An 18,105-nucleotide genomic window follows, 5' to 3' on the forward strand; every position below is an offset into this window, starting at 1 on the left:
CCGCATGAGCGACACCGCTGACCTGAAGCCCGTCCGTGTCCTCGTCGTCGACGACGAGCCGACCCTGCTGCGCGCCCTGGAGTCGCTGCTGCGCAAGAAGGGCTACGAGGTGACCGGCCTGGACTCGCCCATCGTGGCCACCCAGAAGCTGGCCACCGAGGACTTCGACGTCGCCCTGCTCGACATCAAGATGCCGCAGCTCTCCGGGCTCGAGCTCCTCAACGCGGTGAAGCACCGCCGGCCGGAGATCGAGGTCATCATGATGACCGGCCACGCCACGGTGGAGACCGCGCTGCAGGCGGTCCGCAGCGGGGCCTACGACTACCTCACCAAGCCCTTCGACGACGTCGAGCTGGTGGCCCGCTCGGTGGCCAAGGCGGCCGAGCGCAAGGCGCTGTGGGATCGCAACAAGCAGCTGGAGAACCAGCTGCGCGAGCGCGAGGGGCTGCCGCCGGACGGCCTGGTGGGCGCCGCCGCCCCCATCCGCGAGGTGCAGCGGATGATCGACGCGGTGGCCTACTCCGCCACCACCGTCCTGATCACCGGCGAGAGCGGCACCGGCAAGGAGCTGGTGGCCCGCGCGCTGCACACCCGCAGCCCGCGCAAGTCGCACCCCTTCGTGGCCCTCAACTGCGGCGCCCTCACCGAGACCCTGCTGGAGAGCGAGCTCTTCGGCCACGTCAAGGGCGCCTTCACCGGCGCGCAGCGCGACCAGAAGGGGCTCTTCGACGCGGCCGACGGCGGCACCATCTTCCTCGACGAGATCGGCGACATCCCGCTCTCCACCCAGGTCCGCCTGCTGCGGGTGCTGCAGGAGGGCGAGATCAAGCGGGTGGGCGCGGCCGACTCGGTGAAGGTGGACGTGCGGGTGCTGGCGGCGACCCACCGCGACCTGCCCAAGCTGGTGAAGTCCGGCCGGTTCCGCGAGGACCTCTTCTACCGGCTCAACGTCATCAACATCCCGCTGCCGCCGCTGCGCGAGCGCAGCGAGGACATCCCGCTGCTGGCCCACCACTTCCTGCGCCGCTACTCGGACCGCCTGGCCAAGCGGGTCAAGACGCTCTCGCCCGAGGCGCTCGAGCTGCTGTGCGGCTACCGCTGGCCCGGCAACGTGCGCGAGCTGGAGAACGCGGTGGAGCGCGCCGTGGTGCTGTGCCGCAACGACACCGTCTCGCCGGCCGACCTGCCGCCGGCGGTGACCGGCCGGACCGCGCCGCTGGTGCGCGAGGTCCCGGCGGGCGGCGACGAGCAGCAGTGGCTCACGCTGAGCTACGCGGCCGCCAAGGAGCAGGCGCTGCGCCGCTTCGAGAAGAGCTACGTCGAGGCGCTGATGCGGGCCTGCGACAACAACATCTCGGCGGCGGCCCGCAAGGCCGGCATGGACCGCTCCAACTTCAAGCGGGTGCTGCGCAAGTACCGCACCGACGTGGAGCCGGACGAGCCCGGCGACGAGAACAGCCTGATGGCCTAGCCGGCGGCGCCGGCCGCGCTGGCCGCCACCCGAGGCCCGACTTCCCCCGCGCCCCTCTCCCGCCCTACCAGGCTGGAGAGGGGCGCGGTCTTCGTCGGGGGGGGGGGCGGGTGAGGGTCGGCCGGGGGCGGGGCCGCCGGGATGAGGCAGCGTCGGCCCGTGCCCCAGCCGCGCTCACCGCCCGTGGAGCGGCGCCAGGAAGGCCCAGGCCTCCTGGAGGATCAGGTCGAGCGAGGCGCCCAGCTCGTGGCCGTCGTCCACGGTGATCAGCCGCGCCGAGGGCGTCCGCTCCACCCAGGCCGCCACGTCGGCCAGCGGCACGGTCTCGTCGCGCGCCCCGGCGATCACCAGGGTGGGCACCGCCACCACGGGAAAGGCGGGCAGGGTGGAGGCGGCCTCGAAGAAGGGCCAGCCGACGCGCCGCTCGGTCTGCGTCACGTGGTGGTGGGTGGCCAGTCCGCGCGCCCGCCAGTCCTCCAGCTCGGCCGCGGTGAGCCGGCCGCTCCAGCGCTCGAAGAGGCGGAAGGCCGGGGCCAGCAGGACCAGGCGCGAGACGCGGGGATCGCCGGAGGCCAGGAGCGCCGACAGGTACCCGCCCAGGGAGGAGCCGATCAGGGCGTGTGGTCCGGGTGCGTCGCCCATGGCGGCCCGCGCCTCGGCCAGCATGCTGAGCGGGGTGGAGCGCTCGAACCCGTCCGCGCCGGGCGTGAGGTCGGGCGTCGCCACCGCCACCCCGCGGGCGCCGAAGCCCTCCGAGAGGTAGCGGGCCTTGCGTGAGGAGGGGCCGGAGGCGAAGCCGTGCAGGTAGGTGATCACGCACAGGAGACTACCCTGGATGGTGGGGAGCGACCCCGACCGCGACCCCGACCTCGACCTCGACCTCGAAGTTGCGCACTCCCTCTCCCCTCCGGGGAGAGGGCCGGGGTGAGGGGCTCCGCGAGGACCCCAACCCCGACCGCGACCCCCGGCACTCCCCTGGCCCAGTGCGCGTCCACACCTGTCCACATGTCGGTCCGTCGGCATGTTTCGGCCCAACCGGGGTTCCCCTGCTCCAACGGCTCACATTCTCGGTCGGGACCGGTCAACATCACAGGCAGCCGGGGGGCGACGTGTCGAGGATCCTGCGAGGGGACGAGAAGGCTGGAGTGGAGCGGCTCTGCCTGCGCGGCGAGCTGCACCTCGCGGCCTGCGAGTACGGCGAGGCGCTGGCCTTCTTCCTCGAGGCCTGGGAGTTGCTGCCAGAGCCGCGCGAGGAGTACCAGGGCACGGCCCGGGTCATTCGCGGCCTCACGCGCGTCATGCGCGCTCGCGGCGACCTGGCAGAGGGGATCGGGCTGCTCCTCGCGAACCGCGCCTGCTTCACGCCCGCACCGGCGGGTGCGCGGCAGGGGAGCGTGCGGCGCGGAGGGTAGGTCCGGCGCGCCGGGACGGCCACTCGCAGGGGCGGCCACTTGCAGGGACGGCCACTTGCAGGGACGGCCACGCGCAGCGGCTGGAGGCCATGTGGCGGCGCCCGCCCCCGGCTCCGCTCAGCCCTCCTTCTTTCCCCTGAGCGCCCGCCAGCGCTGGCCCAGCTCCCGCTCCAGGCCGCTCTCCGAGAGCTTGACGATGGCCTCCTGCTCGAGCGCCTCTGGCAGGTAGCGCTCCGCCACGTAGTGGCCGTCGAAGTCGTGCGGGTAGCGGTAGCCGCCGCCGTAGCCCATCCCCTCCATCAGCTTGGTGGGGGCGTTGCGCAGCTTGAGCGGCACCGGCAGCGGCCCGTGCTCGCGCACCAGCCGGCGCGCCGCCGCGTAGGCGGTCAGCGCGGTGTTCGACTTGGGCGCCAGCGCCAGGTACACCACCGCCTGGGTCATGGGCAGGACACCCTCCGGCAGGCCGATCAGCTCCACCGCCTGCAGCGCCGCCACCGCCACCTGCAGCGCCTGCGGGTCGGCGTTGCCCACGTCCTCCGAGGCGAAGATGACCATGCGCCGGAGCACGAAGCGGGGCTCCTCGCCGGCCTCCAGCATGCGGGTCAGCCAGTAGACCGCCGCGTCCGGATCGCTGCCCCGCAGCGACTTGATGAAGGCCGAGACGACGTTGTAGTGCTCCTCGCCGGCCTGGTCGTAGAGCAGCGTCTTCTGCTGCAGCGCCTCCTCGGCGTCGGCGCGGTCGATGACCGCGCGCCCGGCCAGGCGCACCGCCGCGGCGGCCACCTCCAGCGCGTTCAGGGCGCGCCGCGCGTCGCCGTAGGCGTAGCGGGAGAGCGCCTCCCTGGCCTCGGCGGTGAGCGTGGGCGCGCCGCCCAGCCCCTCCGCCGCGGTCACCGCCCGGTCCAGCAGCTGCCCCACCTCCTCCTCGGTGAGCGCCCGCAGGGTGACCACCCGGCAGCGCGACAGCAGCGCGGCGTTCACCTCGAAGCTGGGGTTCTCGGTGGTGGCCCCGATGAGCACGATGGTGCCGTCCTCCACGTGCGGCAGGAAGGCGTCCTGCTGGGCGCGCGAGAAGCGGTGGATCTCGTCCACGAAGAGGATGGTCCGCTTCCGCTCCATGCGGCGCCGGTCGCGCGCCGCGGCCACGATCTCGCGGATCTCCTTCACGCCGCCCTGCAGCGCGGAGAAGGGGACGAAGAAGCTGCCGGTGTGCCCGGCCACCAGCCGCGCCAGGGTGGTCTTGCCGGTGCCGGGCGGCCCCCACAGCACCAGCGAGGGCACCTGGTCGGCCTCGATGGCCCGCCGAAGCGCCCGCCCGGGGCCCAGCACGTGCTCCTGGCCGACGAAGTCCTCGAGCCGCCGCGGGCGCAGCCGCTCCGCCAGGGGCTTCCCGGCGATATCGCGGTCGGCGGCGTGATCGAAGAGGTCCATGGAAACCGGGATAACATACGCCGGATGGAAGGCCACCCCTGCCCTGTCCCGCGGCGTGTCGGGATCGTCCCGAAGAACACCAGCGCCGAGGCGGCCGAGACCGCCACCTACGTCGGCCAGTTCCTCACCAACAAGGGGATCGAGGTCCTCACCGACGAGGCCGTCATCGCCCGCGACGCCGACCTGGTGGTGGTGCTGGGCGGTGACGGCACCCTGATCCACGCCGCCCACCTGCTCGACGGCCGCCCGGTGCCCATCCTGGGGGTCAACATGGGCTCGCTGGGCTTCATGACCGAGACCCCGCAGAGCGAGATGTACCCGGCGCTCGACCAGGTGCTGGAAGGGACGGCGCTGGTGACCCAGCGCATGAAGCTGCGCGTCCACCTGCACCGCGGCGGGCGGCCGGAGCGGGCCCTCGACACCGAGGTGCTCAACGACATCGTCATCTCCAAGAGCCCGTTCAGCCGCATGGCCGAGCTCGACACCCGCTGCAGCGGCAAGTACGTCTCGACCCTCAAGGCCGACGGCATGATCGTGGCCTCGCCCACCGGGTCCACCGCCTACGCGCTGGCCGCCAACGGGCCCATCCTCTACCCCACCATGCGCGGCGTGGTGCTGGCCCCCATCTGCCCGCACACCCTGACCCAGCGACCGCTGGTGGTGCCGGACGACGAGACCATCGACATCCTGCTGATGAACGACGCCGAGACCTTCCTGACCCTCGACGGCAAGAAGGGTCCGGCCCTGCAGCGCGGCGACCGGGTGCAGGTGAAGCAGTCGTACAACCGGGTGCTGCTGGTGAAGAACCAGAAGCTCGACTTCTTCGGCGTGCTGCGGGCCAAGCTCCGGTGGGGGGAGCGGTAGGCGGGGTGTCGGTCCCCGCGCTCGAGACCGCGCGGCTCCTGCTGCGGCCGCTCGCGCTGGGTGACGCGCCGGCCATCCAGGCCCACTTTCCGCGCTGGGAGATCGTGCGTCACCTGGCGAGCCGCGTGCCCTGGCCGTACCCGCCCGACGGGGCCCTGGTCTTCGTGCGCGACCAGGCCCTGCCGGCCATGGAGCGCGGGGACGCCTGGCACTGGTCGCTGCGGCTGCGGGAGGCGCCCGGAGAGCTGGTCGGCGTGGGGGGCCTGCTGCGCGGCGAACGCGAGAACCGAGGTCTCTGGATCGGGCTGCCCTGGCAAGGGCGCGGGCTCGGCACGGAAGCCTGCCAGGCGCTGGCGGCCTACTGGTTCGATGCCCTCGGCATGCCCGTGCTGCGAGTCCCCAAGGCCTCCGCCAACGCCGCGTCGCGGCGCCTCTCGGCGAGCGCCGGCATGCGGGTGGTGGACGTCCGCGAGGGTGACTTCGTGGCGGGGAGGATGACCGAGGAGCTGTGGGAGCTCACCGCGGACGAGTGGAGGGCGAGGGCGGGGTGAAGCGCTGCTTCCTCCGTCGGCGTCGCTGACGCCGACGGGGTCGAGGTCGGGGTCGCGGTCGCGGTCGCGGTCGAGGTCGGGGTCGGGGTCGGGGTCGCGGTCGAGGTCGAGGTCGGGGTCGGGGTCGGGGTCGGGGTCGGGGTCGGGGTCGAGGTCGAGGTCGAGGTCGGGGTCGCGGTCGCGGTCGCGGTCGGGGGCCCAGTCGCGGCCGCTGAGCGCTTCCGGACGCGCCTCGCGCACGGGGTCAGCCGGCCTTCCGGCCCTGCCGCATGCCGCCTTGCTCGAACCGACCCAGCGTGTGAGCATCCATCGCCACGCCGCCCGTCCACCAGCGAGATCCCCCGTGACCGAGACCACCCCACCCACCGCTCGCCCGACCGCCTTCCTCCCGCTCGCGGCCGCCTCCCTGCTGCTCGGCGGCTGCGCCACCATCTTCACCGGCACCGTCGACACGCTGAACTTCGACGCCAACGTCCCGGGCGTGCGCCTCACCATCGACGGGCAGTACCAGGGCGAGCTGCCACGGACCGTCGTGATGTCCCGCAACTTCATGGGCGGCCGGCAGTTCGTGGCGCGCTTCGAGAAGGAGGGACACCTGACGCAGGAGTTCAAGCTGGCCCGCGAGTTCAACACCGTGGCCATCCTGGACGTCAGCAGCACCCTCGTCTCCGGCGGGGTGGACGTCCTGACCGGCTCGCTGATGCGCTTCTCGCCGCTCGACTATCACGTGCAGATGCTGGCGGAGGGGCAGGAGGCCACCTCGAAGGAGGTCCAGCTCGGTCTGACGTTGCGCCGCTTCGCCCTGGTGAACTTCCAGGGCCTCCAGCTCGACCTGGCCCGCGGCGGCGGAGAGCACCTGGGCGCCCTGGCCGCCCTGGCGGGCGACGGCGACGAGGCGCTGGCCCGCCAGTTCGAGCAGGCTGCGCTCCAGGCAGCGATCCCGCTGCTGGAGGCGCCGAGCGCGCCGTTGTTCCTGGAGCGCCTCGACGCCGTGCTGGTGGCGGCCAGGCCGGAGCTCCGGGTCGGCTGGCTGTAGGGCGTTCGAGGTCGAGGTCGAGGTCGAGGCCGGGTCACCTGAACGCCAGGACCACTGAATACTTGCGCAGTGTCAGGGTCCGGTGGCAGCATCCGCCTCATGCTCACGACCCTGCGAATCTCGGGCTTCGCGATCGTCGACTCGGTCGAGGTGGAGTTCGGCCCCGGGCTGAACGTCCTCACCGGCGAGACGGGCGCTGGCAAGTCGATCCTGGTGAACGCCCTCCACCTGGTGCTGGGCGGCCGCATGAGCGCCGACGTCCTGCGCGACGGCGCCGAGGAGGCGGTGGTGGAGGCGCTCTTCGAGCTGCCCGCCGCGCACCCGGTCTTCGAGCGGCTGGCGGCTGCTGGGGTGCCTCGCCAGGAGGGGCCGCCGGCCGCCACCAGCGAGCTGCTGGTGCGGCGGGTCGCCTCGCGCGGCGGGCGCGGCCGCGCCTACGTGAACGGGGTGCTGGTCACCGCCTCGGTCCTCTCCGAGGCCTTGCGAGGGGTGGTCGACGTCTCCGGCCAGCACGAGCACGTGTCCCTGCTCGACGAGCGGACACACCTGGCGCTGCTCGACGCCTTCGCCGGCGTGGACGCGGCCGAGGGACGGGGCGAGGTCGCGCTGGTGGCCAGGTATCGGCTGGCCCACGGCGCGCTGGCCGCGCTGGCTCGCGAGCGGGACGGGCTGACCCGCGACGCCGCCGAGCGGGCTCGGCGCGCCGATTACCTGGCCTTCCAGCTGCGCGAGCTCTCCACGGTGGACCCCCGGCCCGGCGAGGACGCGGCCCTGGACGCGGAGCGGCGGGTCCTCTCCAGCGCCGAGCGGCTCCGCGCCGCGGCGCGCGAGGCGGAGGGGCTGGTCTACGGAGAAGACGGGGCGGCCGGCGAGCGAGTGGGGCAGGCGGTCCGGGCGCTGCTCGACGCCGCCGCGCTCGACCCCCGGCTCGAGCCCACCCTGGCCCTGCTCCGCTCGGCTGCCATCGAGCTCGACGAGGCCGGGCGCGAACTGGGGCGCTACGCCGACCTGGCTGGCGGCGACCCCGAGCGGCTGGTCGAGCTGACGGAGCGGCTGGAAGCCATCCGGGCCCTGGCCCGCAAGCACGGCGGCACGCTGGAGGCCGCGGTGGCCCGGCGCTCCGAGATGGAGGCCGAGCTGGCGGGGCTGGCCGGGGGCGGGGAGCGGCTGGCGGCCCTCGGGCCGCTGCTGGACGCGGCCGGGGTCGAGGCGGCGGCGCTGGCGGGCCAGCTCTCGCGGGCGCGGCGCAAGGCAGCCCGGGCCTTCGGAGAGGCGGTGCAGCAGGAGCTCGGCGGACTCGCCATGGCCCGTTGCCAGCTGGAGGTGGCCTTCGCCCCGCCCGAGGGCGGCCTGCCTGTCGGGGGGCTCACGCTCGGGCCGGACGGTGCGGAGCGGGCCGAACTCCTGCTGGCTCCCAACCCGGGAGAGGCGGCGCGGCCGCTGGCCCGCATCGCGTCCGGAGGGGAGCTTTCCCGGCTGCTGCTGGCGGTGAAGCGAACGCTGGCCCGGCGCGACCCGGTGCAGTGCTACGTCTTCGACGAGGTGGATGCCGGCATCGGCGGCGCCGTCGCGGAGGCCATGGGTCGGGTGCTCTCCGAGGTGAGCCAGGGGCGGCAGGTGGTCTGCATCACACACCTGCCGCAGATCGCCGCGTTCGCAGCGCGCCACCACCGGGTGCAGAAGCGGGTGGCGGGGGGGCGCACCACCTCGGAGGTCCTGCCGCTGGCCACGCCGGAGGCGCGGCGGCAGGAGGTGGCCCGGATGCTGGCTGGGGCGGTGGTGACGCCGGCCGCGCTCGAGCATGCCGGGGCGCTCATCGAGGCCGCGGGAGAGGCGCCGGCTCGGGGGAGGCGGGCGGTCGCTGGGCGGGCTGCGGCCCGGGTAGCGGTGCGGTCCAGGGTTGCGGGGCGTCCAGGGTAGCGGGGGCGTCCAGGGTAGCGGGGCGTCCAGGGTAGCGGGGCGTCCAGGGTGGCGCCTCCAGGTCCGAGGAGAGGTCGCCCGGGTACCCTCGGTCCGACTTGCGTTGACCCTCCCGTGACGCGGGGGGTAAGTTGCCGCGCGTGGCGGCACCGCCCCTTCGCATCGCCGCGCGCGGCCTGACCGACGTCGGGCAGCGGCGCGACCACAACGAAGACGCGCTCCTGGTAGACGTTGACCTGGGCCTGTTCGTGGTGGCCGATGGCATGGGGGGGCACGCCGGCGGCGGCACCGCCTCCCGGCTCGCCGTCGAGACCATCCGGGCCGAGCTGCTGGCGGTGCGGGCGGAGGAGCCCGGCCTGTTCGGGTCGGGGGCGGAGGGTGAGGAGAACCCGCTGCCGGATCTGCTGCGCGAGGCGGTGGAGCGCGCCTGCGCCGTCATCTTCGAGGCCGCCCAGTCCGACCTCGAGCTGGCCGGGATGGGCACCACGGTGACGGCGGCGCTCGTGGACGGACGGGCCGCCTTCGTGGCCCACGTCGGCGACAGCAGGGCCTACCTGCTCCGTGGCGGCCACATCTACCAGGTCACCCAGGATCACTCCCTGGTGGCCGAACAGCTCCGCCTGGGCGCCATCAGCGCCGAGGAGGCCAAGCACAGCCGCTTCAAGAACATCATCACCCGCTCGGTCGGCTTCGAGCGCGACGTGCTGGTCGACCTCATGGGACTGGAGCTGGAGGGCGGTGACACGCTGGTGGTCTGCTGCGACGGCCTCTCCAACCTCGTGGAGGACCAGGAGATCCAGCAGCTGGTGGCCGAGCACGGCGTGGACGCCGTCGAGCGGCTGGTCGATCTGGCCAACGACCGAGGCGGTGACGACAACATCACGGTCGCCGTGGTCCGGCTGGCCGAGCCCGAAGGCGCGCCAGCCGAGCGCGACGAACAGACCGGGCAGGGCGAGCCGGGCGAGCAGACCGAGGCGGGCGAGCAGACCAAGGATCCCTGACGGGTCGACCCGAACAGGTGCGCCGCCTCGACCTCGTTCCTTGACACCCTTCCGCGACGCCTGCTACCCAAAGGTCGACTGTCCGGCGCCGGATGCCCGGGCCGTCGCCTTTTGCACCTGGAGCCCGCCCGGATGGCCGAAGCCCCGAAGTCCCAGATCTTCACGGTCATCGTGGTCTCCGACCACAGCCAGGCCGTGCGCAAGTTCCGGGTTCCTCGGCGCTGGCTCCAGAACGTGGGCTGGAGCGGCGTCGGCCTGGCCCTCTTCGCCCTGCTCACCGTCGGCCATTACGTGAGCCTCCTCGGGGCGTCGGGCGAGAACTCGGTGCTCAAGGAGGAGAACGCCCAGCTCCGCAGCCAGGTGCTGCTGGTCCAGGAGAAGGTGGCCCACATCTCGGCCACCCTCGACAGGGTCGAGCGCTTCGACGCCAAGCTGCGCACCGCCGTGACCACCCTGCAGGATCCGGAGCGCAACCTGGCCATCGGGCCGGTGGGCTCCGCCGAGCCGGACCTGGCCCCGGCCGGGCCGGCCCCGGCCGCCGAGCAGAACGTCTCTGGCCTCCCTGGCCGCCTCGGTTCGCTGGAGACCGAGGCCTCCCGCCAGGAGCAGAGCCTGCGGGAGCTCCAGGAGTACTTCGACGACCAGCACTCGTTGCTGGCCTCCACCCCGTCCATCTGGCCCTCCCGCGGCTGGGTCACCTCCGACTTCGGCACCCGCATCGACCCCGTCTTCGCCGACCGCCAGATGCACGAGGGGCTGGACATCGCCACGCCCCACGGCCAGCCGGTGCTGGCCCCGTCCGACGGCGTGGTGGTCTTCAGCGGCGTGGAGGGCGGCTACGGCAAGGTGCTGGTCCTCGACCACGGCTACGGCGTCAAGACCCGCTACGGCCACCTCTCCGAGGTGCTGGTGAAGCTGGGCGACCGGGTGGCGCGGGGCGAGAAGGTGGCGGCGGTGGGCAACACCGGCAAGTCCACCGGGCCGCACCTGCACTACGAGGTCCGGGTCAACGGCATCCCCGAGAACCCGCGCAAGTTCATCCTCGAGTAGTCGCGAACCCAACCGGCGCAATCTCGACCGGCGCGAGCCCAGCGGGCGGAACCTTGCTCGCGCCCCCGGCCAGGATCGCGAGTCGACCGGCTCGCCCGCTCCACCTGGCCCACCGCCAGCTGGCTCGCCCCACCTGGCTCGCCCCCCCCCTCCTGACTCGCCGCCCCCTCCTGGCCCGCCGCCCTGGCCCGCCGGGCGGGTGGTCACCCCGCGCCACTCACCTCACCGGCGCCCGCCCCACGTCGATGCGCCCGTACCCGACGAACAGCTGCCCGGCCAGCACCCTCGAGCCGTCATCGCGCCGCAGGCGCGTCCGCAGCGGGGAGTTGAGCGGCCTCCCCGTGCCGTCGCGGGCCGCGTCCGGCCGGGCGAGGTTCAGCTGGGCGCGCGCCACCCCGTGCGTGCCGCGGTGCAGGAAGGTCACCGTGCCGTCCACGTCCACCCACTCCACCAGGCCGACGTGGGTGAGGGGGTCGTCGAAGTCCCCGTCGCGGTCCCGGTCCCAGGTGGCGTCGAAGAAGACCAGGTCGCCCGGCGAGGGCCAGCGCCCGCCGGCCCAGCGCTCGCCGAAGCGGCCGGCCGCCTGCCAGGCCGCCGCCACGGCCGAGGGCTCGCGCGGGGCGGCTGCCCGGAGGATGCGGCGCAGGGTGATCCCCTCGGCGGCGTAGACCGCCTCCACGAAGCCAGAGCAGTCGGGGTTGAAGGTCTCGCCGGCCACCTCGAACCGCTCCCGCCCCTGGCCCAGCAGGGCGGCGCCCCGGGCGGCCAGGCGGGCCCTCAGGTCGGCCTCGTCGAGGGCCTGGCGCAGCGAGCGGCCCGGCCCGGCGCAGCCCGCCAGGGCGAGCGCCAGCGCGGCGGCCAGCAGGGCCCGGAAGCGCGGAGGCCTGGTCACGGCGCCACTCTACGGGAGCGGGGCGGGGGGACGCCAAAAACCCAAGTGTTGACGCGGGCCGCGGGATGGTTATTGGGGTGGCACACGCGGCCGGAAACATCGTAGCTTGGCCGCCCCTCGAAGAGGCACCCAGAGCGTCCATGTTCGACTACGTCCTCAAGAAGATCGTCGGCACCAAGAACGAGCGCGAGCTCAAGAAGATCCGCCCGCTGGTGGGGCGCATCAACGAGCTCGAGCCCCGCATGAAGGCCCTGGCCGACGCCGACTTCCCGCGCCTGACGGCGAAGTGGAAGGAGGAGGCCCAGCGCGGGCGCACCCTCGACGACCTGCTGCCGGAGGCCTTCGCCCTGGTGCGCGAGGCCAGCGTGCGGTCCCTGGGCATGCGCCACTTCGACGTCCAGCTCATCGGCGGCGCGGTGCTGCACTCCGGCAAGATCGCCGAGATGAAGACCGGCGAGGGCAAGACGCTGGTGGCCACGCTCCCCTGCGTGCTCAACGCCCTGGCCGGCCGCGGCGTGCACGTGGTGACCGTCAACGACTACCTGGCGCGCCGCGACTCCGAGTGGATGGGCCGCCTCTACAAGTTCTGCGGGCTCTCCACCGGCGTCATCGTGCACGGCCTGACCGACCAGGAGCGCCAGGCCGCCTACGGCAGCGACATCACCTACGGCCAGAACAACGAGTTCGGCTTCGACTACCTGCGCGACAACATGAAGTTCCGGCTGCAGGACTACGTGCAGCGGGAGCTCAACTTCGCCATCGTGGACGAGGTGGACTCGATCCTCATCGACGAGGCGCGCACCCCGCTCATCATCTCGGGCCCCTCCGACGAGTCCTCCGAGCTCTACTACGAGGTCAACAAGGTCATCCCCTCCATGATCCGCGACGCCGACTTCACCGTCGACGAGAAGGCGCGGACCATCGTCATGACCGACGCCGGGGTGGAGAAGATCGAGCGGAAGCTGGCGGTCAAGAACCTCTACGACCCGGAGGCCATCGAGACCCTGCACCACGTGGAGCAGGCGCTGCGAGCCCACCACCTCTACCGCAACGAGGTGGACTACGTGGTCAAGGAGGGCGAGGTCCTGATCGTCGACGAGTTCACCGGCCGGCTCATGCCGGGCCGGCGCTGGTCGGACGGCCTGCACCAGGCAGTGGAGGCCAAGGAGGGGGTCAAGATCGAGAACGAGAACCAGACCCTGGCCACGGTCTCGTTCCAGAACTACTTCCGCATGTACTCCAAGCTGGCCGGCATGACCGGCACGGCCGACACCGAGGCGGAGGAGTTCGCCAAGACCTACAACCTGGACGTGATGGTCATCCCGACCAACCAGGTCAACGTCCGCAAGGACTCCGAGGACGTGGTCTACAAGACGGAGGGCGAGAAGTTCAACGCGCTCTGCGAGGAGATCGAGGCGCGCGCCAAGAAGGGCCAGCCGGTGCTGGTGGGCACCGTCTCGGTGGCCAAGAGCGAGGTGGTGTCGGCGCTGCTGAAGCGGCGCGGGCTGGCCCACAACGTCCTCAACGCCAAGCAGCACGCCCGCGAGGCCGACATCGTGGCCCAGGCCGGCCGCAAGGGCTCGGTCACCATCTCCACCAACATGGCCGGCCGCGGCACCGACATCCTGCTGGGCGGCAACCCGGAGATGATGGCCAAGCACGAGCTGGGGCCGGAGCCGGACGCCCCCATGGACGGCGAGGAGCAGGCCGCCTTCGAGGCGCGGCGGGCCGACTGGGCCAGCCGGCTGGCCGCGCGGGTGGCCGAGCTCCGGACCCAGTGCGCCACCGAGCACGACCAGGTGGTGGGCCTGGGCGGCCTGCACATCGTGGGCACCGAGCGCCACGAGTCGCGCCGCATCGACAACCAGCTGCGCGGGCGGGCCGGACGCCAGGGCGACCCGGGCTCGTCGATCTTCTACCTGTCCCTCGAGGACGAGCTGATGCGGATCTTCGGGTCCGACCGGATCAGCGGGCTGATGGAGCGCATGGGCATGAAGCCCGGGGAGCAGATCGAGCACCCCTGGCTCACCAAGTCGATCGAGGGCGCCCAGAAGAAGGTCGAGGGGCACAACTTCGACATCCGCAAGAACCTGCTCGAGTACGACGACGTGATGAACCAGCAGCGGCGCTCCATCTACGCGCTGCGCCGCATGGTGCTGGGCTTCGGCGCCGGCGTGCCGGTGGTGGAGTACGACGAGGATCCCAAGACCCGGGTGAAGACCCGCCGCGAGAAGGTCTGGTCGCTCGAGGACCAGCGCGAGCACCTGCTCGACCTGGTGGAGGACCTGGTCGTCAACATGGTGCAGGGGCAGTGCCCCCCCAACCTGGGCGACTGGGACCTGACCGGCCTGGCCTCGCTGGTGCGGGAGCAGTTCGGCGTGGACATGGCCTTCGCGGCGCCGCAGGGGCGCCCCGACGAGGCCCGCCGGGCCATCGAGGAGCAGGTCTTCGCGGTGGTGCAGAAGGCCTTCGCCGCCAAGGAGGCCGAGCTCGGCACCGGCGAGGACGGCGTGCCGGTGCTGCGCCGCTACGAGCAGTGGCTCTACCTGCAGGCCATCGACCAGCAGTGGAAGGACCACCTGCTGTCGATGGACCACCTGCGCCAGGGCATCGGCCTGCGCGGCTACGGCCAGAAGGACCCCAAGCAGGAGTACAAGAAGGAAGGCTACGAGATGTTCGTGGCCATGACCTGGCGGGTGAAGAGCGCCGTGGTCGGCAACTGCCTGCGCCTGCAGCTGGTGCGGCAGGAGAGCGCCGCCGAGCTGGAGGCCAAGCGGCTGGCGGCCCAGCGCAAGGCGCTGCAGCGGCTCACCGAGATCCACGCCGGGGCCGGCGCCGGCGAGGACGGCGAGGCGCCCAAGGCCAGGCAGGAGACGGTGGTCCGGCAGCAGCCCAAGGTCGGGCGCAACGACCCCTGCCCGTGCGGCTCGGGCAAGAAGTACAAGAAGTGCCACGGGGTGAACGACGCCGCCTGACCGGCGCGGCGGTGCGAGGCCCCGCCAGCGCACGCCGGCGGGGACCTCGCTGTCTCGGCGCCGACACGGCGCCCGCCGCGGACCTACGGGACCGTCACCCGGGTGCTGGCGGTGGTGACGTTGCCGGCCAGGTCGGTGACCCGGACGGCGATGGTGTAGACCCGGCCGTTGCCGTCCGAGGCCCGGCGCGAGGCCTGCAGCAGGATGGTCTGGCCGAAGCCGGTCAGCGCCGGCTGCACCAGGCCGTACTCATCGGTGACGGTGAAGGTGGCGGCGGCCACGCCGGAGCGGGCGTCGCTCGCCGATCCGGACACCAGCACCGCCACCATGCGGCCGTTGGCCGGCCTGAGCACGCTGGGGCTCGCCGTGATGGAGGCCACCGGGCGGACCCGGTCGATGTTGACCGGGATGGCCTGCGCCGCCTCGACGTTGCCGGCGAGGTCGACCGACCGGACCGTGAGCACGTGGGCCCCGTCGGTGGTGACGCTGACGGTCGCGGTGGAGCCCGGCGCCACCACGGTGGCGCCGCCGTCGAGCGACCAGCGGAGCTCCTTCACGCCGGACGGCACGTCGGCCGCGTCGGTGGCGGTGAGCTTCACCGAAACGGCCGAGCGGTACCAGCCGTTGCCGGCGGTGGTGCCGGTCAGCTGGGCGGTGGTGACCGGAGGGGTGAGGTCCACGTCGGCGTACTTGAGCACCGTCGGCTTCCACGGGTAGTGGCCCTGGGCCGTGGAGAAGTCGAGCGAGCTGCCGGCCACGTGGACGTCGTGGTTGGCGTCGATGGCCAGGGCATAGCCGTAGTTGACGCTGTTGCAGCCGCTGGCGGGGGGCTGGTAGCTCGCCTGCCACAGCAGGTCGCCGGCGGCCGAGTGCTTCATGGTCAGGATCTGGCCGACGCAGTAGCCGTACTCGCCGGTGACGACCGGGTCGCCCCGGTCGAGCTCCAGCGCGTAGATGGTGCTGTCGCCGTAGGTCCCGTAGGTGCGCTCCCAGAGGAGCTGCCCGGCGCCGGAGAACTTGAGGAGGCTGTACTTGAAGAAGGTGAGGTCGAGGTTCGCGACGCCGGCCACGTAGACGCTGCCGTCGGGGGCGGTGCGGACACCGTTGGCGAAGCGGTAGCCGGGGATGGTGGCCGTCCACAGCACCGCCCCGGCGGCGTCGGCGCGGACCACCTGCAGCCCGGTGATGGCGCCCTGGCCGTCGGGCACGCCGCCGGCCACGGTGACCTGGCCGGAGGCGGCCACCTCGAGCTCGTCCACGTACATGGCCGGACCGAGCAGGTCGAGGCCACGGCCCCCGTCGGCGTCGTATCCCCACAGCGAGAGGGCGCCGTCGCTCGTGCCGGCCACCACCACGCCGCCGCCGGGCAGCGCCCGCAGCTGGGACGGCTGGTCCAGGCCGAGGTTCCGGTCGAGGACCCTGGTCCAGGCCGGGTTCATGGTGATGCTCATCTTCTGGACCACGACGTCCTGCTGCGCGCTCGGGGTGGGGAGCGTGCCGACGACGTAGGCGGCGTCGGTGGCGTCGACCACCACGGCCAGGGGCGCGAAGGCGGTGGTCAGGGTGGGGGTGAGGTCGACGTCCCAGGGGGCGCCGCCCAGCCGATGGAAGACGAGGAGGCGGGCGTCGCCGGTGAGCACGAAGGTCCGGCCCTGGGAGTCGATGGCCGCCGCCTGCCCTGGCCCGAAGAGGCCGCCTGAGGCCAGCGACAGGCCCGGCATCTCCTCGGTCCAGAGGGTGTTCCCGCCGGCGTCCAGCCGGGTGACGACGATGGCCGCGTCGTACTGGCCGACCACCCGGACGCCACCCTCCGAGTCGAGCAGCACGTTGCTGTAGGCGCCCTTCAGGTCGGGCGTGAGGGGGTCGTAGCGGACGGCGTACCGCTCCACGATGGTGGCCCCGGCCGGAGCGGCGACGATCAGCGCGGCCGCGACGGCGGCCTTCAAGACGGACCTCATGAGTTCGGCTCTCCCTTCGTTCGAGTACCAGCGCCCCCGGAGACCTGCTGCTCGCCCTGCGCGGGCAGGCCGCCCCGATGGCCTGCCTGCCCGGCCGGACCTGTCCCGGGCGAGCAGCCGGTATTCCATATACCGCACTCATGGTCCTTGACGTACGACAAGTGCGAGTCAGCCCCTGGGTATGGGCCGTGCCCGCAGTGCGTCACGCACCCGAGGTGCGGTCCGGCCCGGCCGGGGAGGGGAGCCAGGCCGCCGCCGCACCGGGAGGACACCCCGCTCCCGAGATGCGGCGCGGCCGGCGATCCCCGGGGGACCGCCGGCCGCGGGGGCCACTCGTCATCCCGCCGGCTCCTAGTCGCCGTCCACCGTCGGGTGCTCGGCCAGCTCCGGCTCGGGCGGCAGGTTGAGGATCTCCTCCGGGCAGAGCTCGACGATGAAGTCGATGATGTCGCGGATGGAGATGACCCCGGCCGGCTTCCCGTCCTTGCCGACCAGCGGCACGTGGCGGTACCGCCCCACGCTCATCTTGTTGAGCGCGTAGGCCACCGGATCGGAGAGCTTCAGCGTCTCGGGGCTGGGCGTCATGAACTTCTTCACCGGGGCCCGCCCGTACGCCTTCGCCGCCATGGCCCGGGAGACCAGGTCGCGCTCGGTGAAGATGCCCACCAGCTTCGAGCCCTTCTTCACCAGCACCGCGCTCACCTTCTTCTTGCGCATCAGCTCGGCGGCCCGGGACACGGTGGCGTCGGGGGCCACCGTCACCGCCGGCTGCCGCTTCAGGTCGGAGAGCGTCGTCTCCAGCATCTCCCGTCCGACGTCGCGGTGACGCCCCACCACCGGCGTCTCCTCGTCGCCCTCCAGCACCTCGACCTCGGCCTCGTCTCGCTCGACCACCATGGGGTGTCCTCTCAGGCTGGGGTTCTCGAAAGCGTGGTACGTGACGGCTCGATCTCCTCACCGCGGCGGTGAGGGGGCAACCCCCCGACCGGGGCCTCCGATGCGTGTTCCCAGCCCATTCGACCTCGACCTGACCGTCCGGAGCCACGGCTGGTATGATCTCGCCCCCTGGCGGTACGACGCCGAGCGCCGGGTGCTGGCGCGCCCGCTGGTCCTCGGCACCGGCCGGGCGGTGCGCGCCGAGGTGACCGAGGGGCCAGGCGGGCTGCTCTTCCGGATGCTGGCGGTCGGTCGCCCAGCGGCCGGAGAAGCCGCCGAGGCCCAGGCCCAGCTGCGGCAGGCCCTCTCCCTGGACGACGATCTGGAGCCGTTCCGGGCACTTGCGGCGCGGCTCGAGGCCCGCAGGGCGGCGGCGGAGCGCGGGGGAGGGGGCGGGGGGTCGGGGTCAGGGTCGGGGTCAGGGTCGGGGTCAGGGTCGGGGTCGGGGTCGGGGTCGGGGTCAGGGTCAGGGTCGGGGTCGGGGTCAGGGTCAGGGTCAGGGTCAGGGTCGGGGTCAGGGTCGGGGTCGGGGTCAGGGTCGGGGTCGGGGTCGGGGTCAGGGTCAGGGTCAGGGTCGGGGTCAGGGTCAGGGTCGGGGTCGGGGTCGG

At 72.9% G+C, this 18,105-nt stretch carries 14 protein-coding genes; 9 read left to right on the forward strand and 5 right to left on the reverse strand.

Annotated elements, in window-relative coordinates:
• The first annotated feature begins 4 nt into the window (after positions 1–4).
• Positions 5–1,471, forward strand: coding sequence for a sigma-54-dependent Fis family transcriptional regulator (locus IPO09_17770; protein ID MBK9519158.1), 1,467 nt, complete (start codon positions 5–7; stop codon positions 1,469–1,471).
• Positions 1,472–1,645: 174 nt separating this feature from the next.
• Here IPO09_17770 and IPO09_17775 read toward each other — a convergent pair whose 3' ends face one another.
• A complete protein-coding gene (locus IPO09_17775; protein ID MBK9519159.1) occupies positions 1,646–2,287 on the reverse strand; it encodes an alpha/beta fold hydrolase in 642 nt (213 codons plus the stop codon).
• A gap of 329 nt (positions 2,288–2,616) precedes the next feature.
• On the opposite strand from IPO09_17775, the gene IPO09_17780 reads away from it, so the two are divergent.
• Positions 2,617–2,883 carry a hypothetical protein gene (locus IPO09_17780; GenBank protein MBK9519160.1) on the forward strand — a complete coding sequence of 89 codons (267 nt, stop codon included), beginning with the start codon at positions 2,617–2,619 and terminating at the stop codon, positions 2,881–2,883.
• 117 nt (positions 2,884–3,000) lie between these two features.
• On the opposite strand, the gene IPO09_17785 is transcribed toward IPO09_17780, so the two are convergent.
• Positions 3,001–4,314: a replication-associated recombination protein A gene (locus IPO09_17785; protein ID MBK9519161.1), complete on the reverse strand. Its 1,314-nt coding sequence runs from the start codon at positions 4,312–4,314 to the stop codon at positions 3,001–3,003.
• Between the two features lie 15 nt (positions 4,315–4,329).
• Here IPO09_17785 and IPO09_17790 point away from each other — a divergent pair, with 15 nt between their 5' ends.
• From IPO09_17790 to IPO09_17815, 6 genes are all read left to right on the forward strand, one after another.
• Positions 4,330–5,178, forward strand: coding sequence for an NAD(+)/NADH kinase (locus IPO09_17790; protein ID MBK9519162.1), 849 nt, complete (start codon positions 4,330–4,332; stop codon positions 5,176–5,178).
• A gap of 5 nt (positions 5,179–5,183) precedes the next feature.
• Complete coding sequence (locus IPO09_17795; GenBank protein ID MBK9519163.1) at positions 5,184–5,729, forward strand: GNAT family N-acetyltransferase; 546 nt, start codon at positions 5,184–5,186, stop codon at positions 5,727–5,729.
• A 343-nt stretch (positions 5,730–6,072) separates the two neighbouring features.
• Positions 6,073–6,765, forward strand: coding sequence for a hypothetical protein (locus IPO09_17800; protein ID MBK9519164.1), 693 nt, complete (start codon positions 6,073–6,075; stop codon positions 6,763–6,765).
• Between the two features lie 99 nt (positions 6,766–6,864).
• Positions 6,865–8,685 (forward strand): DNA repair protein RecN, encoded by a 1,821-nt coding sequence (gene recN, locus IPO09_17805; protein ID MBK9519165.1) that lies wholly within the window; start codon positions 6,865–6,867, stop codon positions 8,683–8,685.
• Positions 8,686–8,816: 131 nt separating this feature from the next.
• Positions 8,817–9,686: a Stp1/IreP family PP2C-type Ser/Thr phosphatase gene (locus tag IPO09_17810; GenBank protein MBK9519166.1), complete on the forward strand. Its 870-nt coding sequence runs from the start codon at positions 8,817–8,819 to the stop codon at positions 9,684–9,686.
• A gap of 132 nt (positions 9,687–9,818) precedes the next feature.
• Complete coding sequence (locus tag IPO09_17815; protein ID MBK9519167.1) at positions 9,819–10,736, forward strand: peptidoglycan DD-metalloendopeptidase family protein; 918 nt, start codon at positions 9,819–9,821, stop codon at positions 10,734–10,736.
• Positions 10,737–10,953: 217 nt separating this feature from the next.
• Here IPO09_17815 and IPO09_17820 read toward each other — a convergent pair whose 3' ends face one another.
• Positions 10,954–11,601 (reverse strand): C40 family peptidase, encoded by a 648-nt coding sequence (locus IPO09_17820; GenBank protein ID MBK9519168.1) that lies wholly within the window; start codon positions 11,599–11,601, stop codon positions 10,954–10,956.
• Between the two features lie 167 nt (positions 11,602–11,768).
• On the opposite strand from IPO09_17820, the gene secA reads away from it, so the two are divergent.
• Complete coding sequence (gene secA / locus IPO09_17825) at positions 11,769–14,603, forward strand: preprotein translocase subunit SecA (GenBank protein ID MBK9519169.1); 2,835 nt, start codon at positions 11,769–11,771, stop codon at positions 14,601–14,603.
• A gap of 83 nt (positions 14,604–14,686) precedes the next feature.
• Here the strand turns inward: secA and IPO09_17830 are convergent, their stop codons facing one another.
• Positions 14,687–16,561 (reverse strand): hypothetical protein, encoded by a 1,875-nt coding sequence (locus IPO09_17830; protein MBK9519170.1) that lies wholly within the window; start codon positions 16,559–16,561, stop codon positions 14,687–14,689.
• 351 nt (positions 16,562–16,912) lie between these two features.
• A complete protein-coding gene (locus IPO09_17835) occupies positions 16,913–17,458 on the reverse strand; it encodes a CBS domain-containing protein (protein MBK9519171.1) in 546 nt (181 codons plus the stop codon).
• Positions 17,459–18,105 lie beyond the last annotated feature (647 nt).

Origin of the sequence: Anaeromyxobacter sp., assembly GCA_016718565.1 — a bacterium.
Taxonomy (GTDB): Bacteria; Myxococcota; Myxococcia; order Myxococcales; family Anaeromyxobacteraceae; genus JADKCZ01.